The following is a 24,666-nucleotide window of genomic DNA, read 5'->3' on the forward strand; positions in this document are numbered from 1 at the left end:
AAATACTCCTGACTGACCGATAGTGAACCAGTACCGTGAGGGAAAGGCGAAAAGAACCCCTGTGAGGGGAGTGAAATAGAACCTGAAACCGTATACGTACAAGCAGTGGGAGCGGTACTTGAGACCGTGACTGCGTACCTTTTGTATAATGGGTCAGCGACTTACGTTTTGTAGCGAGGTTAAGCGAATAGCGGAGCCGTAGGGAAACCGAGTGTTAACTGCGCGTTTAGTTGCAAGGCGTAGACCCGAAACCCGGTGATCTAGCCATGGGCAGGTTGAAGGTTGAGTAACATCAACTGGAGGACCGAACCGACTAATGTTGAAAAATTAGCGGATGACTTGTGGCTGGGGGTGAAAGGCCAATCAAACCGGGAGATATCTGGTTCTCCTCGAAAGCTATTTAGGTAGCGCCTCGGACGAACACCTTTGGGGGTAGAGCACTGTTAAGGCTAGGGGGTCATCCCGACTTACCAACCCTTTGCAAACTCCGAATACCAAAGAGTGCTATCCGGGAGACAGACGGCGGGTGCTAACGTCCGTCGTCAAAAGGGAAACAACCCAGACCGTCAGCTAAGGTCCCAAAGTGTATGTTAAGTGGGAAACGATGTGGGAAGGCTTAGACAGCTAGGATGTTGGCTTAGAAGCAGCCATCATTTAAAGAAAGCGTAATAGCTCACTAGTCGAGTCGGCCTGCGCGGAAGATGTAACGGGGCTAAACATACCACCGAAGCTACGGGTGCAATTCATTAGAGTTGCGCGGTAGAGGAGCGTTCTGTAAGCCGTTGAAGGTGAAGGGGTAACCCACACTGGAGGTATCAGAAGTGCGAATGCTGACATGAGTAACGATAAAGGGGGTGAAAAACCCCCTCGCCGAAAGACCAAGGGTTCCTGTCCAACGTTAATCGGGGCAGGGTGAGTCGACCCCTAAGGCGAGGCCGAAAGGCGTAGTCGATGGGAAACAGATTAATATTTCTGTACTTCCGCTAACTGCGATGGAGAGACGGAGAAGGCTAGGCTAGCGCGGCGTTGGTAGTCCGCGTTTAAGGTGGTAGGTGGGTGACTTAGGCAAATCCGGGTCACTATACACTGAGAGCTGATGACGAGTCCCCAAGGGGATGAAGTAGTTGATGCCATGCTTCCAGGAAAATCTTCTAAGCTTCAGGTTAGCGGGAATCGTACCCCAAACCGACACAGGTGGTCGGGTAGAGAATACCAAGGCGCTTGAGAGAACTCGGCTGAAGGAACTAGGCAAAATGGTACCGTAACTTCGGGAGAAGGTACGCTGCTGTTGGTGATGGGACTTGCTCCCTAAGCTGACGGCAGTCGCAGATACCAGGTGGCTGCAACTGTTTATCAAAAACACAGCACTGTGCAAACTCGCAAGAGGAAGTATACGGTGTGACGCCTGCCCGGTGCCGGAAGGTTAATTGATTGGGTTATCGCAAGAGAAGCTCATGATCGAAGCCCCGGTAAACGGCGGCCGTAACTATAACGGTCCTAAGGTAGCGAAATTCCTTGTCGGGTAAGTTCCGACCTGCACGAATGGCGTAATGATGGCCACGCTGTCTCCAGCCGAGACTCAGTGAAGTTGAAATTGCGGTGAAGATGCCGTATACCCGCGGCTAGACGGAAAGACCCCGTGAACCTTTACTATAGCTTGGCACTGAACATTGACCCTACATGTGTAGGATAGGTGGGAGACTTTGAAGCGGGAACGCTAGTTCTCGTGGAGTCGTCCTTGAAATACCACCCTTGTAGTGTTGATGTTCTAACTTGGGCCCCTAATCGGGGTTAAGGACAGTGCCTGGTGGGTAGTTTGACTGGGGCGGTCTCCTCCCAAAGAGTAACGGAGGAGCACGAAGGTTGGCTAAGTACGGTCGGACATCGTACGGTTAGTGCAATGGCATAAGCCAGCTTAACTGCGAGACAGACACGTCGAGCAGGTACGAAAGTAGGTCATAGTGATCCGGTGGTTCTGAATGGAAGGGCCATCGCTCAACGGATAAAAGGTACTCCGGGGATAACAGGCTGATACCGCCCAAGAGTTCATATCGACGGCGGTGTTTGGCACCTCGATGTCGGCTCATCACATCCTGGGGCTGAAGTCGGTCCCAAGGGTATGGCTGTTCGCCATTTAAAGTGGTACGCGAGCTGGGTTCAGAACGTCGTGAGACAGTTCGGTCCCTATCTGCCGTGGGCGTTGGATGATTGAGGGGAGTTGCTCCTAGTACGAGAGGACCGGAGTGAACGAACCGCTGGTGTTCGGGTTGTCATGCCAATGGCATTGCCCGGTAGCTATGTTCGGAATCGATAACCGCTGAAAGCATCTAAGCGGGAAGCGAGCCCCAAGATGAGTCATCCCTTGGACTTTAAGTCCACTAAAGAGCCGTTCGAGACTAGGACGTTGATAGGTCAGGTGTGTAAGCGTTGTGAGGCGTTGAGCTAACTGATACTAATGACTCGAGAGGCTTAACCATACAACCCAGATGGGTTTTACTGAAAATGTTCCAGACATTTTCCAGTACTTCCTCCTTCCCTGGAGGTCGTACAGTACTTAGCTTGAATACAAACACTTAAGAAGTGTAACTCAAACCAGCTTTCCGAATTTAATTTACTGCCTGCGACAATAAGACGGGTAGTGAATAACAAATTTGCTTGGTGACAATAGCATTGTGGTCCCACCTGATCCCATCCCGAACTCAGAAGTGAAACGCAATCGCGCCGATGGTAGTGTGGGGTCTCCCCATGTGAGAGTAGGTCATCGCCAAGCGCCTAATTAAACAATGAAGCCAGCTGAATAAGCTGGCTTTTTTGCTTTTGGCGTTTGCCGTTTTTCGATTTTGATTTTGAAATCATTTATTCCAGTTTTCAGCCTCTTCAACTCGCACACTCCCAATGTTCGCTAAATCGCGCCTTACTGCCTTATTTTCTTAACACTACTTAACCATACCTCCCCAAGGTCAACTCTTGCTATTACTTCAGAGGTTACTTACCTTATGCAGTAACTTATTGGGGTAGCTAAGGATCTATGATGAAGTTAGAGATGATTTGTACTGGGGAAGAGGTGCTGTCGGGTCAGATTGTTGATACTAACGCGGCCTGGTTTGCCAGCACTATGATGGAGCATGGCATTGAGATCCAACGACGAGTGACTGTGGGAGATCGCCTCGAGGATTTAATTGCGGTTTTCCAAGAGCGTAGCTTGCATGCCGATGTCATCTTAGTAAATGGTGGCTTGGGGCCGACCAGTGATGATATGTCTGCCGAGGCAATGGCTAAGGCGAAGGGAGAATCTTTGGTTGAGAATCGTGAGTGGCGCCAACGTTTAGAAGATTGGTTTACGCGCAATAATCGCGAGATGCCAGTGAGTAATTTGAAGCAAGCAATGCTGCCTGAGTCTGCAGTGATGGTGGATAACCCCGTTGGCACGGCCTGTGGATTTAGAGTGAAGTTGAATCGAGCCTGGTTGTTCTTCACTCCTGGCGTGCCATTTGAACTCAAACATATGGTGAAGGAGCAATTTATTCCTTTTATCCGTGAAGAGTTTGGCCTCAACGCTAAGGTGGCGCTGAAGAAGTTGCTGACCATAGGTCATGGCGAGTCTTCCCTTGCCGACAAAATTGAGCCACTGGAGTTGCCTGAGGGAATTACCATTGGTTATCGCTCCTCCATGCCACATATTGAAATCAAGATCTTTGCCCGCGGAGAGAAGGCGATTGCTTTGCTGCCTCGGGTGACTGGGCACATCAAAATGGTGCTGGGTACTGCGGTTGTCGCCGAAGATAAAGCAACGCTTGCCGAGGAAATCCATGCTAAGTTACTGAATTCGGGTTTGACCTTGAGTGTTGCCGAGTCTTGCACGGGTGGGATGATTACCAGCCAATTAGTGGACTTCCCCGGCAGTTCTTCCTATTTGCAACACGGTCTAGTGACTTACAGTAATGAGTCTAAGGTACGAGTGTTAGGGGTTAATCCGGCGACCTTAGATGATCATGGCGCAGTGTCTATTCCTACGGTTGAAGAAATGGCCAAGGGCGCGCGTGCTATCTTAGACAGTGATTTTGCCCTAGCAACCAGTGGGATAGCTGGACCGGATGGCGGAACCGAAGAAAAGCCCGTCGGTACAGTGGCAATTGCCTTGGCAACCCGCAGTGGCGTTTACAGCCAAATGATTAAACTGCCGCGACGTTCGCGGGATTTAGTGCGTAGCTTAAGTGCGGCGGTTGCCTACGATATGTTAAGACGTGAATTACTCACCGAAGCTGTGATTGTGGATTATCAGTCGATAGGCCGCTTCAGCAAGTAACTTTTGGATACTTAAGAGTTTTAGTCAGTCTAGATGGATTAACAAAAATGCTCCCGAGGGAGCATTTTTTATGGCGAATGGTTTGCAACACAAGCCGTTATTTAGTGAATTTAAGGACTAATTTGCCAGGAACCACTTGAATGCTCTCGGTCATCTTGGCCATCAGCGCCTGATTACTATCTTTCGTATCGAGCACATAAACGGGCTGATTCTCGAGGAAATGCCTTAAGTAGCCCGTAACCTGTGGCGTCGCGCTACTGATGGCTTTCTCGATATCCTTGGGTGTTGACTCGACTTTCACCAATTCAAGCTGGCGTAGGTAGACGCTATGGGTGGCACTGTCATACCAAGGCTTAGCCTCAAAGGTGGTTGAAAGTTGCGCCTTCAACGGATAAATAGGGTTAGTGATGGACACCTGAGTGGTTGCACTTACGCTCATAGTGTCAGGCTTTTCACCGAGTCTGACACTGATGTCGTTAATACGCACTTGCGCGCCCACCAGTTGATTACCTTGTTTCACCTCAAAATGGATCTCTTTGCTGAGATACTGCTCCATTTCATGCTCGCTGATACTGTACTGCGTGACGCAGCCGCCAAGCAGTACAGATAATCCCAAGCAAAGGCTAAGCGTGAGTTTTTTCATTAACCTGTGTTTCTCATGCCCGCTGCAACACCGGCAATCGTCAGCATTAAGGCGAGTTGCACGTGTTCGGAAGCGGGAGCTTCGGTTGTTTCCTTGCGGGTACGAGCCAATAACTCGGTCTGCAGGAAGTTTAATGGATCGATATAGGGATTGCGCAGTTTGACAGATTCGCGATTCCAGGGTGTATGCGCCATTAAGGTATCCGATTTAGTCAGCTCCAGCACCACTTTAATGCCGAGATCTAAACGCTGGCGTAAAGTTTCGCCTAAGTGATGTAGATTGGTCGGTACCAAGCAGCTTTCATAGTAACGCGCCAAATTAGGTTCCGCCTTAGCGTACACCATCTCCAGCATGGAAATCCGCGTGCTAAAGAAGGGCCATTCGCGCTCCATATCCTGTAGTAAGCCCATTTCGCCACGTTGGCAGGCAGCCTGTAATGCTTCACCGGCGCCGAGCCATGCTGGCAACATTAAGCGGTTTTGTGACCAAGCAAAAATCCAAGGAATGGCACGCAAACTCTCGATACCGCCATCAACACGGCGTTTTGCTGGACGACTGCCTAATGGTAGTTTGCCCAGTTCAACCTCTGGTGTGGCTGCACGGAAATAAGGCACAAAATCAGGCTCTTCACGAACAATACCGCGGTAAGCACTCACTGACTCCTCAGCAATTCGTTCCATACAATTGCGCCATTCCTGCTTAGGCTCGGGCGGCGGAAGCAAGGTCGCTTCTAACACCGCTGAGGTGTACAGGGCTAAGCTTTGCACCGCCAATTTAGGCAGGCCGAACTTAAAGCGGATCATCTCACCTTGCTCGGTGACGCGAATACGGCCATCAACTGAGCCGGGCGGTTGTGACAGAATCGCTTTGTGAGCTGGGCCGCCGCCGCGACCAATACTGCCACCACGACCATGGAACAGCGTCAGCTTAACGCCAGCCTGTTTACAGACGGCGACTAACTGTTCCTGTGCACGGTATTGTGCCCAAGCGGCAGCCATTACACCCGCGTCTTTGGCCGAGTCAGAATAGCCGATCATCACCTCTTGCATACCTTTGGTGTAACCACGGTACCAGTCGATATCGAGCAGTGCGGTAATACACTCGGCAGCATTATTTAAGTCGCTTAAGGTTTCAAATAGCGGTACAACGCGCATTGGATGAGTGCAGCCGGTTTCTTTGAGCAGTAATAACACGGTTAATACATCTGAAGGCTTGCTCGCCATCGAGATCACATAGGAGCCCAAGGCCTTAGCAGGATGTTTAGCAATTAAGCGGCAAGTGTTAAGCACTTCGGCCACATCGGCGGAAGGTTGCCAGTTGCTTGGGATCAGCGGACGACGGTTACTGAGTTCACGCAGTAAGAAGGCTTGTTTTTCAGTTTCATCCCAATGGTTAAAGTCACCCATCCCCAAATAGCGGGTTAATTCTGCAAGTACATCGCAGTGACGGCCGGCGTCTTGGCGGATGTCGAGCCTTAACATATGGATGCCAAAACAAGCGAGACGACGCAGGATATCGAGCAGCAAACCGTTAGCGATCAAACGCATGCCGCAGTCACATAAACTCTTATACAGCATCTCTAGCGGCGCTTTCAGATCGCTTTCTTGCCAAATCAGCGTCGATTTATCCACTTCTGGATTATGGCCCTCGATGCGGGCGTTTAAGTAATCTATGGTGTCGCGCAGTTTTTGTCTTAATGAGCGCAGCACAAAACGATAGGGTTCACAGCTATTGTTGGTAAACGCCATCAGCTCGCTGTTGGCTTCTTCCATCGATAACTCGCCAACCAGCAACACTATATCCTTGAGGAATAAACGAGCGGCGGCATGGCGATTACGATCTAACACTTCTTGGGTGACTTTAGCGGTCACAAAAGGGTTGCCGTCGCGATCGCCACCCATCCAGCTTGAGAAACGCACTGGTGCGATATCGATAGGCAATTGCTGGCCAGTCCGATCTTGCACTTGATCGTTGAGTTGCCTTAAAAAGTCGGGGACGGCATGCCAGAGTGATTCTTCAATGGTGGATAATCCCCAGCGTGCTTCATCCACTGGAGTTGGGCGTTCACGACGAATTTCATTGGTGTGCCAAATCTGGGCGATTAACTGGCGCAGACGCAGATTAATTTGGCGGCGCTCTCTGTCGGACAGTTGATTGTTTTCTTGCTCGGCGAGGCAATCCACAATCGCAGCATATTTTTGGATCAGTGTGCGGCGAGAGATTTCCGTTGGATGCGCGGTGAGGACTAAGTCGATATCCAGCGTTTTTAAGCAATCCAACATTTTGGTTTGATCGATACGGCCATTAAGCATGCGGCCAAGCAATTGTTCGACCGGATCCGGCACGCAAACCAGTTCATCGCAGTTACGGCTAATAGTATGAAATTGTTCGGATAAGTTTGCTAAGTTGAGGAATTGGTTGAAGGCTTTGGCAAAGGGCACTAACTCTTCATCGGGGAGTGCGGTGAGCAGTTCTAGCATTTGCTCCCGTGCCGCTTCGTCGCCACGGCGGGAGTCTTTTGCGAGTTTACGAATTTGCTCAACCTTCTCGAGGAAAGAATCGCCGAGGTGGGTGCGCATTGTATCGCCCAGGATCTGCCCTAACATACTCACGTTCGATCTTAACGACGCATACATGTCGGTCACATTGTCTGCCACATTACCTGCCATAGTTACTCCGAATTGAAAAATATAAAAATCCGCAATATACCCAAACAACCTCTAGGTGATGAGAATCCTATCTTCAGGTCGCTTGGGTATATAGCCCGCTAGCACAATACCCACCACTGAGGGCAATGGTCAACAGCAGAACTTATAACTTATACGACTGGCTTATCTTATATGCAACCAATCACGATAATTGTTGAGGAATATTCAATATAAATGCGAGCTAACGCAATATTTTATTATGTTTAGCGGAGGTGAATATGAACTGCATCATTTTAGGTTTTGCAGGGATGTGTATTCGGTGTTAATAAAAAGGACTGATTTTTCAGTCTTTCATCCATAGATAACTGAGTTATTAGGCAGTTAGTGAAGTATGGTGTTATTTGTTAAGCGTGCTTGAATGCAGCTAAAAGATAAAATTTAATAAAAATATATATTCACATATATTGCATAAATAGATCTTTGTGGTAGTCTAGCCAGCAGTTGAGATGAGTCACCCCTTGTGACCTGTAGAGTAAATATCATGATGTATAGCGTTAAGCCGTCAGTGAATAAAATAACGAGCCATTACGATTTTCTACGACGATAGTCTTGTCATCATAGATATACGCTGGTGCGTGTACGCTATTCATCCATTCTTTAAGTCTCTTTGATTCGGTTTATAAAAATACATATGAAAAACATCGCCATTATCGGTGCCAGTGGTTACACAGGCGCACAACTAACAGCTTTAGTCCATGCGGAGTCTGAATTATCGATTCAAGGTCTGTATGTCTCTGAAAATAGTTTAGATAAAGGTAGAGCTTTAGCAGATTTGTACCCTGTCTACAGCCACATTGACTTAGCGCTGTCACCACTGACTGAAGATGCGAAGGCGAAGATCGTCGCCGAGGCGGATGCCGTAGTGTTAGCGACCGAGCATTCGGTGAGTTTGCATTTAGCGGCTTGGTTCTACAACCAAGGTTTAGCCGTATTCGACTTAAGCGGTGCCTATCGTTTCAGCGATGTGGCGCAGTACCCTAAGTGGTACGGTTTTGAGCATGAATATCCCGAAGTGTTGGCCAAGGCAGTCTATGGTCTGGCCGAGTGGAATGCCAAAGAAGTCGCCGCGACTAAGATGATTGCCGTGCCGGGTTGTTACCCAACAGCATCATTAACAGCATTGAAACCATTAAAGAATTTACTCACCTCAGCCTATCCAGTGATCAATGCGGTCAGCGGTGTGACGGGTGCGGGTCGTAAGGCACAGTTGCATACCAGTTTTTGCGAAGTGAGCCTCACACCCTACGGCGTATTAGGCCACAGACATCAACCCGAAATTGCCACTCAACTGGGGCAAGAGGTGATCTTCACGCCGCACCTTGGCAACTTCAAGCGCGGCATTTTAGCAACCATCACTGTTCAGCTAAAACCGGGCACCACCACCGCCGATGTGGCTGCGGCATACAGTGTTTATGACCAAGCTGCGCTGGTGACGGTGAAACAGAACCAGTTCCCGAAAGTGGATGATGTGGTGCTGACTCCGAATTGCCACTTAGGTTGGAAGTTTGATGAGAACAGTGGCTACCTAGTGGTTGCCAGTGCCATCGACAATTTGATGAAAGGCGCGGCGAGCCAAGCCCTGCAATGCATAAAGATTCACTTTAACCTTTAACCGTTCATCCTTATTTAAGAGAGTCGTCAAGATGTCTACCAACAACTCAGTATTAGTTCTTAAAGTCGGCGGCGCCCTGCTGCAGTGTGAAATGGGGATGGCGCGTTTAATGGATACCGCAGCAGCAATGATCGCCAATGGTCAGCAAGTGCTGATGGTGCATGGCGGCGGCTGTTTGGTCGACGAGCAATTAGCCGCAAACGGCATGGAAACCGTCAAGCTAGAAGGCTTGCGGGTCACTCCGCCGGAGCAAATGCCGATTATTGCCGGTGCATTGGCCGGAACATCAAACAAGATCCTCCAAGGCGCAGCGACTAAAGCTGGGATTGTGAGCGTTGGCATGAGCTTAGCCGATGGCAACACAGTATCGGCCAAGATCAAAGATGAGCGTTTAGGGTTAGTGGGCGAGGTTTCTCCTAAAGACGCCACTTACCTCAAGTTTATTCTGTCCCAAGGTTGGATGCCGATTTGTAGCTCGATTGCCATGATGGATGATGGCCAAATGCTGAACGTGAACGCCGACCAAGCGGCGACGGTATTGGCTAAGTTGGTCGGTGGCAAGTTGGTGCTGCTATCGGATGTGTCTGGCGTGCTCGATGGTAAAGGTCAATTAATCCCTTCACTGAATGGTAAGCAGATTGCTGAGCTGGTTAAGCAAGGCGTGATCGAAAAGGGAATGAAGGTAAAAGTAGAAGCTGCGCTCGAAGTGGCGCAGTGGATGGGGCAGGCGGTTCAAGTTGCCTCATGGCGTGATGCAAGCCAATTAGTCGCATTAGCAAAAGGTGAGGCCGTGGGCACACAAATCCAACCATAAGCGGAGTAGGTTATGAAGCATTTACTATCGATAAAAGAGTTAACCCAGCAACAGTTGCTGGATCTGATTACCTTAGCCAAGACGATTAAAGCGAATCCCGCTGAGTATCGTCATGCGCTGGACGGTAAGAGTGTGGTGATGTTATTTGAAAAGCCATCGCTGCGTACTCGTGTTAGCTTCGATATCGGTATTAACAAGCTCGGTGGCCACTGTTTATACCTAGACCAACAAAATGGTGCCTTAGGTAAGCGGGAATCGGTCGCTGATTTTGCTTCTAACCTATCCTGTTGGGCCGATGCTATTGTGGCGAGAACTTTCTCCCACAAGACCATCGAACAATTGGCCGAGTTTGGCACTGTGCCTGTGATAAATGCGCTTTCGGATTTATACCATCCCTGCCAAGCGCTGGCCGATTTCTTAACCTTGGCCGAGCATTTTGAAAATATCAGTGATGTTAAGTTAGCGTACGTAGGTGACGGTAATAACGTGACGAATTCATTGATGTATTGCGCGGCCATTCTCGGTGCCACCATGACAGTGATCTGCCCTGCGGGTCACTTTCCTGATGGCTACGTCGTGGCCGAAGTGCAAGAACTGGCCAGCCGATATGGCGGCAAGGTTGTACTGTCTTCAGATATTGGTGCTATCGAAGGTCACGATGCTATCTATACTGATACCTGGATTTCCATGGGTGATCCAACACCGTTAGCGGAAATTAAGGATAAGTTTGCACCTTATCAGGTCAATAAGGGCTTGATGGCGAAAGCGGGTGCTCACTTCTTTATGCACTGCTTACCCGCTCACCGCGGTGTTGAAGTGACCGATGAGGTGATGGATGGCGAAGGCTCCTTGATCCTGCAACAAGCAGAGAATCGGATGCACGCCCAAAACGCAGTACTGGTAACCCTATTTAGTTAATTTAACCCTGTTTAGCAGCCTACTTTCTCCAAGGTGAGAAACGAGTTATAGGAATTTAAGATGTCTATCGAGAACAAAAACACTGGCGTGAAAAAAGTCGTTTTAGCCTATTCGGGTGGTCTAGATACTTCGGCCATTATTCCTTGGTTAAAAGAAACCTACGACAACTGTGAAATCATCGCCTTTTGCGCTGACGTAGGTCAGGGTGAAGAAGAGTTAGTGGGTCTGACTGAAAAGGCATTAGCTTCTGGCGCATCAGAATGCCATATCGTCGATCTGAAAGAAGAATTTGTTAAAGACTATATCTACCCAACCATGGCAACGGGTGCGATTTACGAAGGGACTTACCTGTTAGGTACTTCAATGGCGCGTCCAATCATCGCTAAGGCGCAGGTTGAAGTGGCACGTAAAGTGGGCGCCGATGCCCTGTGTCACGGTTGTACTGGTAAGGGTAACGACCAAGTGCGTTTCGAAGGTTGCTTTGCGGCATTAGCACCTGATTTAAAAGTGATTGCACCATGGCGTGAATGGACCATGCAGAGCCGTGAAGATCTACTGGCTTACTTAGCCGAGCGTAATATCAAAACGTCGGCTTCTGCCACTAAGATCTACAGCCGTGATGCCAACGCATTTCACATTTCCCACGAAGGTGGTGAGTTGGAAGATCCATGGAACGAGCCAAGTAAAGGTGTGTGGACGCTGACTGCTGATCCGGAAGATGCGCCAAACCAAGCAGAATACGTGTCACTCGAAGTTGAACATGGTCGTGTGACTAAAGTAAATGGCGAAGCATTAACGCCTTACGCTGCACTGATGAAACTGAACGCCATCGCTGCACCACATGGCGTGGGTCGTATCGATATCACCGAAAACCGTTTAGTAGGCATGAAGTCTCGTGGTTGCTACGAAACCCCAGGCGGCACTGTTATGTTTGCTGCGCTGCGCGCGATTGAAGAGTTAGTGCTGGATAAAACCAGCCGTACTTGGCGCGAGCAAGTGGGTGCCCAAATGGCACACTTAGTGTATGACGGTCGTTGGTTTACACCTCTGTGTAAGTCTCTGTTGGCGGCATCTGAGTCATTAGCCGAGTCTGTTAACGGTGAAGTTGTGGTTAAACTCTACAAAGGTCACGCGATTGCCGTTAAGAAGCGTTCGCCAAACAGCTTGTACTCTGAAGCCTTTGCCACCTTTGGTGAAGACCAAGTGTACGACCAAAAACACGCTGAAGGCTTTATCCGTCTGTACTCGTTAGCGAGCCGCATCCGCGCGCTCAACGCTAAGTAATAGGCAGACTCAAAGGGCGCCTAGCGCCCTTTTTTATATCTTAAGTTTTAACGTATTCAAAGCAGTGACCGAGGGGATTGAGCATGGCTTTATGGGGTGGAAGATTTCAGGGCGAAACCAGCGCGCTATTTAAATTATTCAACGATTCACTGCCTGTGGATTACCGTTTGTTTGAGCAGGATGTGGTCGGCTCTATCGCTTGGGCCGATGCGATTGCCAGCGTCGGCATTATCACTGCCACGGAATGCAGCGACTTGAAGAAAGCGCTGAACGAGCTGCTGGTGGAAGTGAAGGGCGATCCTGCGATTATTCTCGCCTCGGGCGTGGAAGATATTCATAGCTTCGTGGAGTCGGCGCTGATCGCTAAAGTCGGCGATCTGGGTAAAAAACTCCATACGGGCCGTAGCCGTAATGACCAAGTCGCGACCGACTTAAAACTCTGGTGCCAATCCGAAGGTGCGGCATTAGTGGCTCGCCTGCAAACCTTACGCAGCGAACTTATTGCGCTTGCTGAGCGTGAGTTCGACGCTGTGATGCCTGGTTATACTCATTTGCAACGTGCTCAGCCTGTGACCTTCGGCCACTGGTGTTTGGCCTATGTGGAGATGATTGAGCGTGATCTTAGCCGCTTAACCGATGCCTTAAAACGCGCCAATACCTGTCCGCTCGGTTCGGGCGCTTTGGCGGGTACAGCCTATCAAATGGATAGACATGCGCTGGCTGCGGCACTGAACTTTGCATCGCCAACCTTAAACAGTTTGGACAGTGTGTCGGATCGCGACCATGTGGTTGAGCTATGTTCTACGGCCTCAATCAGCATGATGCACTTAAGCCGCATGGCTGAAGATTTGATTTTCTTCAACTCGGGTGAAGCGGGCTTTATCTCATTAAGTGATGAAGTGACCTCGGGTTCATCGTTGATGCCACAAAAGAAAAACCCCGATGCGCTGGAACTTATTCGTGGTAAAACGGGCCGTGTGTACGGCAGTTTAGTGGGCATTCTCACCACCATGAAAGCCCTACCTCTGGCCTACAACAAAGATATGCAGGAAGACAAGGAAGGCCTGTTCGATGTGGTCGACAGCTGGGCAATCTGCTTGGATATGGCGGCGTTAGTGTTATCTGGCTTGGTCGTGAATCGCCCGAATGCGCTGTTAGCCGCGCAGCAAGGTTATGCCAACGCGACCGAATTGGCGGATTATCTAGTGTCTAAAGGCATGCCATTCCGCGAAGCGCACCATGTGGTCGGCGTGGCAGTGGTTGCGGCGATTGCCAAGAAGATCCCGTTAGAAGGTTTTACGCTGGCCGAGTTTAAAACCTTTGCCGAGATTATCGAAGATGACGTCTATCCAAACCTCACCATCGAAGCCTGTTTGGCAAAACGTGATGTCCTCGGCGGCACAGCGCTGACTCAGGTGAAGCAAGCCATCGCGGCGAAGAAAGCGGGCTAATGCCTTAATCGGGTAATAAAAAACGCGACTCTAGGGTCGCGTTTTTTGTTTCTGTTACAGAGGCCTATTGGAATAAATCGTCTGTCGGCGCATCAATGAATAGGTTGTTTTCATCTTGGCTTTCACTGATGTATTCCTTAGGTTCAGTGCCCGAGATAAAGTATTCAAATGCGCTGGTATAATCTGTCTTACGAGTTAGCTTGCCGGTCGCCAGATCGATCCGTACCGAGACAATCCCCTCTGGCGGAATCGCTGTGGTTTCAGGTACGCCCTTCAGCACGTTATTCATAAACTCGTTCCAGCCCGGGCCTGCGGTCTTAGCGCCTGCCTCGGTACCCGTGATCTGATCTTTCTCGCCGTTAGAGTTCCATGCGGTTCTGCCTAACTGACGACCATGGTCGTCAAAGCCTACCCAGAAGGTGCTGGTCAGTGTCGGGCCAAAACCACTGAACCAGGTATCGCGCGATTCGTTGGTTGTACCCGTTTTACCAGCGATATCATGACGTTTGATTAACTGCGCCGCACGCCACGCTGTACCTTGCCAGCCAGTGCCTTTACTCCAATCGCCGCCACCCCAGATCACGCTCTTGAGCGCTTCGGTGATCAGGAATGCCGTTTGTTCAGAGATAATTTGTGGAGCATAACGGCCCGTTTGCTCAAAGCAATGAGCGACAGGCTCATCAGTTGGAGTTGTTGGCTCACCAAAGTTCATTGGAACGCTGCTAGGCTGCATTGAGCTGTTGCTAGGCTTACAGGCTAAGGTTGGATTGGCTTTTTCAATCACGTTACCGAAGGAGTCTTCTACCCGCTCGATATAGAAAGGCTCGACTAAGAAGCCTCCATTGGCAAAGACGTTAAAAGCCGTTACCACTTGAAGCGGTGTTACCGAAGGAGAACCTAAGGCTAATGACTCGTTACGAGGTAGGTCGTTAGGGTCAAAGCCAAACTTAGTCAATTCGGCGATAGCCGCATCTAAACCAATATGGCGCATGGCGCGAACCGACATTACGTTGATCGATTGTGCTAAGCCCACACGCAGGCGGGTCGGACCGCCATAGATATCGGGCGAGTTTTTAGGACGCCACGCAGTACCTTGGCTAATATCGGGTTTGTTAATTGGCGCATTGTTAATTAGGGTCGCGAGCGTAAAGCCTTTTTCTAATGCAGCAGCGTAGATGAAAGGTTTAATATTCGAACCTAATTGACGTTTCGCTTGGGTCACGCGGTTGTACTGGCTTTGGCTGAAGCTGTAGCCACCTACTAAGGTACGGATTGCACCATTTGTAGGATCGAGTGCCACAGTGGCACTTGCCACTTCAGGCACTTGCGATAATTGTAAGTACTGACCATTGTCACGGATCCAAATACGTTCACCAACGGTCAGCATATCTGAAGCAGATTTAGGTACAGCACCTTGGCGTTTATCGGTAATAAATTTGCGTGCCCATTTTAGGCCATCCCATTTAATGACTTTAGTTTCGCCCTTGGCAGTTAACACGCTGGCTTGCTGACCATCGATGCTTAATACCGCCGCGGGTTGCAATTCTTGTACAGGCGTAATTTTTGCGAGCTCAGCCTTAATTTGCGCGTTATCCGGCTTAGTGTCGGTCCAGAGAACGGCCGCAGGACCACGGTAACCATGGCGCTCATCGTAGGCGTAGACGTTATTGCGTAATGCTTGCTGGGCTAGCAGTTGTTGTTCCGATGAAATCGTAGTGTAGACGTTATAGCCATTGGTATAGGCTTCCTCTTCGCCGTATTTTTGCACCATATAATCTCGAGCCATTTCAGAGATATAAGGAGCGTACAGATCGATTTCAGCGCCATGATATTTGGCGACGAGAGGCTCTTGCACAGCAGCTTGGTATTCAGCCTTGCTGATGTAACCTACTTCGTTCATCCGCATCAATACCACGTTGCGGCGAGCCAGTGCGCGTGAGGGCGAGGTAATAGGGTTAAGAGTTGACGGCGCCTTAGGCAAACCAGCGATCATGCTCATTTCGGAAAGCGTCAGATCTTGGACGTTTTTACCAAAATACACTTGAGCGGCAGCGCCAACACCATAGGCTCTCTGACCCAAATAAATACGGTTAACGTAGAGCTCTAAAATCTCATCTTTAGTTAACAACTGCTCTATGTGGTAGGAAATAAAAATTTCCTTCACTTTACGAATAATGGTTTTGTCGCGGGTTAGGAAGAAGTTGCGCGCCACCTGCATGGTGATAGTACTTGCACCTTGCTTTTTTTCACCCGTGGTCAGCATGACAATCGCCGCACGGATCACCCCAACAGGATCGATACCGCCATGCTCATAAAAACGCGCATCTTCGGTGGCGAGGAAGGCTTGCAGCAGCGGTTTGGGGACTTCTTCTAACTTGAGCGGAATGCGACGCTTCTCACCAAACTGAGAGATGAGTTTGCCATCGCTACTGTAAATGCGCAAAGGTGTCTGTAATTGCACATTTTTTAGTGTCGAAACATCCGGCAGATCCGGCAAAACATAAAAGTATGCTGCAACAATGGCGCCCACGCCCAAAAGGGCTAGACTGAATAGAGCTATAACAATACGTTTTAACCACTTCACCTAAATTGATCCTAATGTTCAGTTAAGTGCGACAGTATATAAGGCGCGCACGTTTGGGTGAAGCAAAAACGTGATGTCCCTAAAATAGCGTTTGTAAAATCTTGAAACATTCTATACAAATACGTATAACGGGTTGATTTTGTGCTAATCTCTCTTACTGCAATATAAATAATAAAGTGACAACGGATTATGCTTTCAAATTTATGGAAGCGTCAGGCTCCGCAGATGGTTGGAATTGATATAGGTTCCCATGAAGTTAAGGCCATTTTGCTGAGTAAGACTGCTGATGGATACAAAATATTAAGTCACGCAGCGGTTCCCGTAAAAAAGGGGGCTATTAACGATCATGATATTCGTGATGCCGATGCCGTTGTTGAATGTTTAAGACAAATTAAACGATCTTTGCCTAAGTCGGTTAAATATGCAGCAGTTGCTGTTTCTGGCTCAGCGGTGATGACAAAAGTTATCTACATGGATGCTTCGCTGAGCGAAGAGGAAATGGAAGCGCAGATTGAGATTGAAGCCGATAACCTAATCCCTTATTCCCTTGATGAAGTCAGCATTGATTTCGAAACTTTAAATGTCAACAGTACTGACCCATCTAAAGTGGATGTGCTCCTTAGTGCTTGCCGTACCGATAATATTGATACACGAGTCGATGCCCTTGATGAAGTTGAGTTAGAGACCAAAGTGGTTGATGTCGAAGGTTACGCTTTAGGTCGATCTGTGGAATTAGTTCTCGGTCAGTTACCCGAAGGCGCTCGGCAGAAAGTCGTCGCTATGGTTGATATTGGTGCCAATATGACAACGTTCTGTGTTGTCGAGTCTGGAGAAACGACTTTTATCCGCGAACAGGCTTTCGGTGGCGAGCTATTCACTCAGTCAATTCTCTCTTTTTATGGAATGTCATATGAGCAAGCCGAAAAGGCCAAAATAGAGGGTGATTTACCGCGTAATTATATGTTTGAAGTGTTATCTCCCTTCCAAACCCAGTTATTGCAGCAGATTAAGCGGACATTACAAATTTACTGCACTTCGAGTGGTAAGGATAAAGTGGATTATCTCATTTTATGTGGTGGGACATCTAAGCTTGAAGGGATGGCAAATTTACTCACGAATGAATTAGGTGTTCACACTATCATTGCCGATCCTTTTCAGGGATGTTTACACGCGGAAGAGTCGGTTAAAAATATACTGCAACCTAGCATTAGTAAATATATGGTTGCGTGTGGCTTAGCGCTGAGGAGCTACGGTCAATGGCGAACATAAACCTGCTTCCTTGGCGTGAAGAAGCAAGAGAAAAACAAAAGCGTGATTACATTGGCATACTCGCTCTTGTATTTTTAGGCTCTGCGATTTTAGTTTATGTCGCTCTTTCTCTACTGGAAATAATGACAGATGAGCAAAGAGACAGAAATGCCTATTTGCAATCTGAGATCCAACAACTCGAAACCCAAATCGCAGAGATTAAAAAAATCACTGAGCGCAAAAAGGACATTGAACGACGAACTGAGATTATTTTAAATCTTCAGCAATCGCGTAATTTGCCGACACATGTATTAGATGAGTTGGTTCGTGTTGTGCCTCCCGGCATCTATCTATCTAGCCTAGAGAAGAAGGGTAGTTTATTACTGATCGAAGGCCGCAGTGAATCGAATAATAACGTTGCGAATATGATGCGTAAGGTTAAAGCATCCGAGTGGCTAACAGATCCCAACATGCAATCGATCGTAACTCAAGATGACGAATTAAGGCAGCTGCAGCGCTTTAGCTTAAGAGTGAGTATAAAAGGCGCTATCGCTGAAGAGCCTGCGAAACAGGCAAAAGGAGCTAGTAAATGAAGCTCGATCTCAGTCAATTCAATGATATCGATTTCGAGAATATCGGTAGCTGGCCCAATCAGGTAAAAGTTTTTTTTGCTGTTTTGCTTGCGTTGTGCGTATTTGCCGCAGGTTATTTTGTTGTATTGTCGGATGCGATTGATGTTTTCAACAACGAACAAAACAAAGAGTTACAGCTAAGGGATGATTTTAAGAACAAGTATCAGTTAGCAGCAAACCTAAAACTGTATCGTGAGCAATTAGCGATAATGGAAGGGCAATTTGCTGAATTGCTTAAGATGCTGCCCTCTGAGAATGAGATGCCCGGACTGCTTGATGACCTAACCTTCGTTGCCACTGATGCTGGTTTGCGAATTAAAAGTCTAAATTGGGAGCCAGAGATTCAGCGGGATTTCTATATTGAGTTCCCTATTAAGATGTCAGTGACAGGTGATTATCATCAGCTCGGCAATATGGTTAGCGGTGTTGCTAAGTTACCCCGTATTGTCAGCTTGCATGATTTCACTATTAAGCGGGATGAGGCTGGTAATTTGGCTATGGACATTCTGGCTAAAACATACCGCTTTAAAGAAGGTGCTGAATTACCGCCTGAAAACCCAAATAAAAAGAAAGGAGGTAAATAATGAAAGCATTACCTCTATTGTTTATGAGCCTTTTTTTATGGGGTTGCGTTGGCGATCGAAGTGATTTGGAGCTATTTGTTACTACAACGAAAGCACAGCACGTGGCTCATATTCCACCTTTGAAAGAGCCTCCAAAATTTGAGCATTTTGCTTATCAAGCAGAATTGATGCGTAGCCCCTTTGTTCCTCCGTCACGGGAGTTAACGGAGGAGGTGGTTGATACCAGTAAAAACTGCTTACAACCTGATTTAAAACGTCGTAAAGGGCGCCTAGAAACCTATGCTTTAGATAACCTAAAAATGCGCGGTACCCTAAGTGAAGCCAATTCAACTTGGGCCCTTATTGAAACGAACGATGGCAGTGTATATCGGATGGGGGTTGGTGAGTATTTAGGGCTGTTTAATGGACGCATTGCGAAAGTGACTCCACAAAACGTGGAAGTTGTAGAATTAATTCCTGATGGTTCGGGTTGTTGGTCAGAGCGAACAAACAACATCGAACTTTCTGGAAAATAACAAGCGAAGGATGAGGGAATAATGAAATCTTCTGCCGCGATAAAAATCCCAAGAGCATTTTTATCTTCAGGCTTAGCTAAGTCTGTTATTGGGATCGCATTAATATTTGGATTTTTGCCATCAAGCTTTGCGGCAAACAGATTAATCGATGTTAAGTACCATGCCTTGGTCGATCACCAATTGGAAGTAGAGTTAGTGTTTGAGGATGCCATTTCTGCACCCAAAATCGACTCTAATGCTGCTCCTGCTGAATTGGTATTAACTTTTGATGATAGTATTTCTGGTTTATCAAAAGACAAATTACCGATTAACCAAGTCGGTGTTAATGAGATTACTACTACGCAGCAAGACTCTCATCTGATGGTGACTTTGGGTTTATCCAAAGTGAAACCTTATCAAGGTAGCGTGACTGGTAACTCTTATCGTTTAACCATTAATGATGATGTGGTGAGTTCTCAAGCGAGTAATAATCCTTTTGTTAATAGTGTAAAGAATATTGATTTTCGCCGTAATGCAAACGGCGGTGGCGATTTACTTGTCTATCTCAATAACCGTTCTGTTGCAGCAAACGTTGAACAAGTTGGCGCTAAGCTTGAGGTTCAGTTGTACAACACTGATATCAATAACGACTTGCTATATGTGATGGATGTACAGGATTTTTCAACACCCGTTAAAAACTTTGAAACCTTTAAAGATGATTTGACCACTCGAATTTTAGTGGATGTATCGGGTAATTATGAATTTAACTATAAGCAGGAAGATAATCTGTTTAGGTTATCTATTAATAAAGCTGAACGTGCTGTTGCGACGAAGGAAGTCAAAAAATATAACGGTAAAACCCTTTCATTAAACTTCCAAAATATTTCAGTGCGAACAGTGCTGCAAATTATTGCTGATTATAACAATTTCAACTTAGTTACCAGTGATACGGTTGAAGGCGATATCACCTTAAGACTGGATGATGTGCCTTGGGATCAAGCTTTGGATTTGATTTTGCAAACCAAAGGACTGGATAAGCGCATTGAAGGTAATATTTTGATGGTGGCGCCAAGTGAAGAATTGGCGATTCGTGAAAGTCAAAACCTTAAGAATAAACAAGAGGTTAAAGAGCTTGCGCCTCTGTATTCTGAGTATCTACAGATTAACTATGCTAAAGCAACTGACATTGCAGAGTTATTGAAAGGTGCCGATTCCAGTTTATTGTCTCCTCGTGGTTCAGTCGCCGTTGATGAACGTACCAACACTGTACTCGTAAAAGATACTGCTGAAATCATCGAGAATATCCATCGTTTGGTTGAGGTGCTCGATATTCCTATCCGCCAAGTGCTGATTGAATCTCGTATGGTCACAGTAAAAGACGATGTGTCTGAAGATTTAGGTATCCGTTGGGGCGTGACTGATCAACAGGGGAGTAAAGGGACGTCTGGCTCACTTGAGGGGGCTGGAAGCATTGCCAATGGTGTGGTTCCATCACTAGATAACCGTTTGAACGTGAATTTGCCTGCGGCGGTCACTAACCCAACCAGTATTGCCTTCCATGTGGCAAAGCTTGCCGATGGCACTATCTTAGATTTAGAGTTGAGTGCGCTTGAGCAAGAAAATAAAGGTGAGATTATCGCTAGCCCTCGCATTACTACCTCTAACCAAAAAGCTGCGTATATTGAGCAGGGTGTGGAAATCCCTTATGTTCAGTCCACTTCCAGCGGGGCGACGTCGGTGACCTTTAAGAAGGCGGTATTGTCATTAAGAGTGACACCACAAATTACGCCTGATAACCGCGTGATTCTGGATCTTGAAATCACTCAAGACTCTCAGGGTAAAACGGTGGACACCCCCACAGGTCCGGCAGTGGCTATCGATACTCAACGTATTGGTACGCAAGTGTTAGTGGATAATGGGGAAACCATTGTGCTTGGTGGTATCTATCAACAGAACTTGATAAGCCGCGTAAGCAAGGTGCCTATCCTTGGCGACATTCCTTTAGTTGGCTTCTTATTCCGCAATACTACCGATAAGAATGAACGCCAAGAGCTGTTGATTTTCGTGACACCTAAAATAGTGAACGAAAAACTCTAACCATTTGTTATGGGTCGAATAAAGCCAGCACACCTTGCTGGCTTTGTTGTATCTGCAATACAATTCTTATCATAAATAGCGTGCATCACTTGCCAGACTAGACATGAAACTGAGATAATCCTCGGTCAAGTCTCATAAGAGCAAGGTAACATACAGTAGGTCGGCTTGATCGTGAGTCGATATAGGCATACTTTTCATTAAGATTCAGACGTACAAGAAATGGCTGAAAAACGTAATATTTTTCTGGTAGGCCCAATGGGCGCAGGTAAAAGCACAATTGGTCGCCATCTGGCGCAAATGCTGCATTTAGAATTCCACGATTCAGATCAAGAGATTGAGCAACGCACAGGCGCCGATATTGCTTGGGTGTTTGACGTCGAAGGCGAAGAAGGTTTCCGTCGTCGTGAGGCTCAGGTTATTGCTGATCTGTCTGAAAAACAGGGTATTGTCCTTGCCACTGGTGGTGGTTCAGTTCAGAGCAAAGATATCCGTAATCATTTATCTGCTCGCGGTATTGTGGTGTACCTTGAAACCACAATCGATAAACAGGTTGCGCGTACTCAAAGAGATAAGCGTCGCCCGTTATTGCAAGTAGATGATCCGCGAGAAGTGTTAGAAAACCTCGCAGAAATCCGTAACCCTCTGTACGAAGAAATTGCTGATGTGATCGTTAAGACCGACGATCAAAGTGCAAAGGTTGTTGCGAATCAAATCATTGAGAAATTAGGTTTCTAGGCAGAATGGCAAAACAAATTCAGGTTAATTTAGGTGAACGTAGTTACCCCATTTATATTGGCCAGAGTTTGATGAGTAATGGCGAGACCTTGTCTCGCTATCTGCTGAAAAAACGTATCCTTATCGTCACCAATGAAACCGTCGCGCCCTTGTATCTTAAGCAGGTACAAGACACGATGGCTTCGTTTGGTGAAGTCTCTAACGTCATCCTTCCCGATGGCGAACAGTTCAAAGACTTAACGCATTTAGATTTAATTTATACAGCGTTATTACAACAAAATTATGGTCGTGATTCGGTGCTGGTGGCCCTCGGTGGCGGGGTAATTGGTGATATGACGGGCTTCGCTGCTGCCTGTTACCAACGTGGTGTCGATTTTATTCAAGTTCCTACAACGCTTTTATCTCAAGTGGATTCTTCTGTCGGAGGCAAAACCGCTGTTAATCATCCGCTTGGAAAAAATATGATTGGGGCTTTTTACCAGCCACAGATCGTTATTATCGATACCGAGTGTTTACAGACGCTGCCCGCGCGTGAATTTGCGGCGGGAATGGCGGAAGTAATCAAGTATGGCATTATGTGGGATGCTGAATTTTTTCAATGGCTTGAGAACAATGTCGAAGCGTTGAAAAGTTTAGATACCCAAGCTTTGGTCTATGCGATCTCTCGCTGCTGTGAGATTAAAGCCGATGTCGTGAGCCAGGATGAGACCGAGCAAGGCGTGCGCGCGTTATTAAACCTTGGGCACACCTTTGGCCATGCGATCGAAGCAGAGATGGGATATGGCAATTGGCTACATGGTGAAGCGGTTGCGGCTGGCACAGTCCTTGCTGCACAAACAGCTAAGTCTATGGGATTGATTGATGAGTCAATTGTTCGACGTATTGTGCAATTGCTGCGTGCTTTCGATCTGCCTGTAACAGCGCCGGAATCAATGGATTTCGACAGTTTTATTCAACATATGCGTCGCGATAAGAAAGTGTTAGGTGGTCAGATCCGGCTGGTGCTCCCGACGGCCATTGGTCGAGCTGATGTCTTTAGCCAAGTTCCGGAATCTACCCTAGAACAGGTTATCTGCTGCGCATAAACCTTGTGTGGTGGATAAGTGACGTTTCAGGGCCAAGTCTTGCTTCCCTCACAGGAAGCCCTCGTAGAAAGATTGCATCATGTAGCCAGCTATAGCGACCAGCTACTGGTGCTTGTGGGTGCGCACGGCTCGGGAAAGACAACACTGCTGACCGCGTTAGCCACAGATTTTGATGAGTCGAATGCTGCGTTAGTCATCTGTCCTATGCACGCCGACAATGCTGAAATTCGTCGCAAGATCCTAGTACAGTTGGTCTCATCCCCAATTTTTGATGACGAAATCTCCCTCGCTGAAACCATACTCCGTGTCGCGCCAAAACAAAGTAAGCCGCTGCACATCATTATCGATGATGCGCATTTACTCTCTAAAGAATTGTGGGCCGAGTGCATCATACTCAATCAAGTGCAATGTGCAGGCCATCGTATTGCAGTGACCTTAGCGGTTCCTCCAGAGTTTTTAGCCGACTTATTACCACAATTACCAGAATCCTCAAGACGGCAGATTTTGCCTGTCAGTGTGGAACCCTTAAGTCTGCCAGAACGTGAAGCGCTCTATCAGACCTTGCTGCGATATAGTGACCAAAATCCATTTACGCCAAGAGATATAGTGCGAGCTCAGCTTGAGAAGCAGATGGGGACTCCTAAAGAGGTTGTCACTTTATTGGAGCTCGCTTTGCACGGCAAAAACGAGCAAAAGTCACTCTGGATTCAATATAAAGTCGCATTGATTGGGCTAGCCAGTGTATTGATCACACTTGTTATTTGGCTCGGTCTTGCGAAACCTTTTTCCAATGAGCCAATAGCTGAAGTCGTTATTTATCCCGCTATAGACTCCGCAGAGTTTCTTGCTCGTGGTCAACAGATATTGGCACCCTATTTTCAGCAACGTGATGCGTCCTTAGCACAGGCTCTATTAGATGAAGTCGCTAATCAAGCCGATCCATTGGCTCGGTTTCACGGTGAAGAGCCTACAAACGAAGGGATAAATGAAACATCGTTTGTAAACGAAACGACGTTAAAATCCGCAGCGGAGCAGGAGCCTTCATCCAAGGTTATCCCTGAAGACTCACCTGCAGTTCTTCCGCAAAAGCCCGTCGATTCAAAGGCTGAATTAGCTCCGAAACCCAAAGATGAAGTGAAATCGGTTAAGCCAACGCAAGGCTATACCATACAGATTGCGAGTGTGGAGCGACTCGATTCATTGCGTGCTGCCCTCGCTCAAGTTGAAGGAGCGCAAGATATCTCGGTTGCTAAACACAAGCGGCGTTGGGTTGTGTTAGTGGGGCATTTTGATAGTAGTAAGCTGGCCCATGAGACGGCGGCCATGTTAGTTAAACAATATCGGATTGATTCACCTTGGGTGAGAAAGTGGCGAGAATTGAAGGACTATCAGTTACAAGATAAGTTACCAAGCGATGAAATTTCAGAATAAACAGAGTACAATCATGGCCTTTATTTTTGTCGGCATTCAT

17 protein-coding genes, 1 rRNA gene and 1 other annotated feature (1 of these 19 cut by a window edge) are annotated in these 24,666 nt (G+C 47.5%); of the genes, 15 read left to right on the forward strand and 3 right to left on the reverse strand.

From position 1 onward, the window contains the following. Positions 1 to 2,477: a sequence feature (mutual gap in cmsearch alignment for this rRNA model is longer than 100), on the forward strand (it extends 136 nt beyond the left edge of the window). Positions 2,478 to 2,654: 177 nt separating this feature from the next. Next, positions 2,655 to 2,770 (forward strand): 5S ribosomal RNA (gene rrf, locus EYR25_RS11620). Positions 2,771 to 3,031: 261 nt separating this feature from the next. Continuing rightward, positions 3,032 to 4,306, forward strand: a complete 1,275-nt coding sequence (locus EYR25_RS11625) for a CinA family nicotinamide mononucleotide deamidase-related protein (protein WP_039977728.1) — start codon at positions 3,032 to 3,034, stop codon at positions 4,304 to 4,306. A 97-nt stretch (positions 4,307 to 4,403) separates the two neighbouring features. Here EYR25_RS11625 and EYR25_RS11630 read toward each other — a convergent pair whose 3' ends face one another. Together EYR25_RS11630 and ppc are read right to left on the reverse strand one after the other, a co-directional pair. After that, positions 4,404 to 4,949 carry a YceB family lipoprotein gene (locus EYR25_RS11630; RefSeq protein WP_133180230.1) on the reverse strand — a complete coding sequence of 182 codons (546 nt, stop codon included), beginning with the start codon at positions 4,947 to 4,949 and terminating at the stop codon, positions 4,404 to 4,406. Next, entirely contained in the window at positions 4,949 to 7,618 is a 2,670-nt protein-coding gene (gene ppc, locus EYR25_RS11635; protein WP_088212224.1) for a phosphoenolpyruvate carboxylase, read from the reverse strand. Before ppc ends, EYR25_RS11630 begins: the two co-directional genes overlap by 1 nt. Positions 7,619 to 8,288: 670 nt before the next feature. Here ppc and argC point away from each other — a divergent pair. The 5 genes from argC to argH all read left to right on the forward strand — a co-directional run bounded on the left by argC (position 8,289) and on the right by argH (position 13,736). Continuing rightward, a complete protein-coding gene (gene argC / locus EYR25_RS11640; RefSeq protein ID WP_133180232.1) occupies positions 8,289 to 9,269 on the forward strand; it encodes an N-acetyl-gamma-glutamyl-phosphate reductase in 981 nt (326 codons plus the stop codon). Between the two features lie 31 nt (positions 9,270 to 9,300). Next, the gene (argB, locus tag EYR25_RS11645) at positions 9,301 to 10,083 is read left to right on the forward strand and encodes an acetylglutamate kinase (protein ID WP_037424139.1); all 783 of its coding nucleotides are present in this window, start codon (positions 9,301 to 9,303) and stop codon (positions 10,081 to 10,083) included. Between the two features lie 12 nt (positions 10,084 to 10,095). After that, positions 10,096 to 11,001, forward strand: coding sequence for an ornithine carbamoyltransferase (locus tag EYR25_RS11650; protein ID WP_133180234.1), 906 nt, complete (start codon positions 10,096 to 10,098; stop codon positions 10,999 to 11,001). Positions 11,002 to 11,061: 60 nt separating this feature from the next. Then, on the forward strand, positions 11,062 to 12,285 hold the full coding sequence (locus EYR25_RS11655) for an argininosuccinate synthase (protein ID WP_011624428.1): 1,224 nt from the start codon (positions 11,062 to 11,064) through the stop codon (positions 12,283 to 12,285). 83 nt (positions 12,286 to 12,368) lie between these two features. Continuing rightward, a complete protein-coding gene (gene argH, locus EYR25_RS11660) occupies positions 12,369 to 13,736 on the forward strand; it encodes an argininosuccinate lyase (RefSeq protein ID WP_133180236.1) in 1,368 nt (455 codons plus the stop codon). Between the two features lie 64 nt (positions 13,737 to 13,800). On the opposite strand, the gene EYR25_RS11665 is transcribed toward argH, so the two are convergent. After that, a complete protein-coding gene (locus EYR25_RS11665) occupies positions 13,801 to 16,320 on the reverse strand; it encodes a penicillin-binding protein 1A (protein ID WP_133180238.1) in 2,520 nt (839 codons plus the stop codon). Between the two features lie 189 nt (positions 16,321 to 16,509). Between EYR25_RS11665 and EYR25_RS11670 the strand changes: the two genes are divergently transcribed. From EYR25_RS11670 to EYR25_RS11705, 8 genes are all read left to right on the forward strand, one after another. Next, entirely contained in the window at positions 16,510 to 17,589 is a 1,080-nt protein-coding gene (locus EYR25_RS11670; protein WP_133180240.1) for a pilus assembly protein PilM, read from the forward strand. Next, positions 17,577 to 18,161, forward strand: a complete 585-nt coding sequence (locus EYR25_RS11675) for a PilN domain-containing protein (RefSeq protein WP_023266408.1) — start codon at positions 17,577 to 17,579, stop codon at positions 18,159 to 18,161. Before EYR25_RS11670 ends, EYR25_RS11675 begins: the two co-directional genes overlap by 13 nt. Beyond that, positions 18,158 to 18,784 (forward strand): type IV pilus inner membrane component PilO, encoded by a 627-nt coding sequence (locus EYR25_RS11680; protein WP_133180242.1) that lies wholly within the window; start codon positions 18,158 to 18,160, stop codon positions 18,782 to 18,784. The genes EYR25_RS11675 and EYR25_RS11680 overlap by 4 nt, the downstream gene beginning before the upstream one ends. Further along, complete coding sequence (locus EYR25_RS11685; protein WP_023266406.1) at positions 18,784 to 19,299, forward strand: pilus assembly protein PilP; 516 nt, start codon at positions 18,784 to 18,786, stop codon at positions 19,297 to 19,299. Before EYR25_RS11680 ends, EYR25_RS11685 begins: the two co-directional genes overlap by 1 nt. Positions 19,300 to 19,320: 21 nt before the next feature. Continuing rightward, the gene (locus EYR25_RS11690; RefSeq protein WP_023266405.1) at positions 19,321 to 21,375 is read left to right on the forward strand and encodes a type IV pilus secretin PilQ; all 2,055 of its coding nucleotides are present in this window, start codon (positions 19,321 to 19,323) and stop codon (positions 21,373 to 21,375) included. A gap of 219 nt (positions 21,376 to 21,594) precedes the next feature. Next, a complete protein-coding gene (gene aroK / locus EYR25_RS11695) occupies positions 21,595 to 22,110 on the forward strand; it encodes a shikimate kinase AroK (protein WP_011624420.1) in 516 nt (171 codons plus the stop codon). Between the two features lie 5 nt (positions 22,111 to 22,115). Continuing rightward, positions 22,116 to 23,195, forward strand: a complete 1,080-nt coding sequence (gene aroB / locus EYR25_RS11700; protein ID WP_133180244.1) for a 3-dehydroquinate synthase — start codon at positions 22,116 to 22,118, stop codon at positions 23,193 to 23,195. 18 nt (positions 23,196 to 23,213) lie between these two features. Continuing rightward, the gene (locus tag EYR25_RS11705; protein WP_133180247.1) at positions 23,214 to 24,626 is read left to right on the forward strand and encodes an AAA family ATPase; all 1,413 of its coding nucleotides are present in this window, start codon (positions 23,214 to 23,216) and stop codon (positions 24,624 to 24,626) included. Positions 24,627 to 24,666 lie beyond the last annotated feature (40 nt).

Source organism: Shewanella decolorationis (assembly GCF_004354305.1).
Classification (GTDB): domain Bacteria; phylum Pseudomonadota; class Gammaproteobacteria; order Enterobacterales; family Shewanellaceae; genus Shewanella; species Shewanella decolorationis.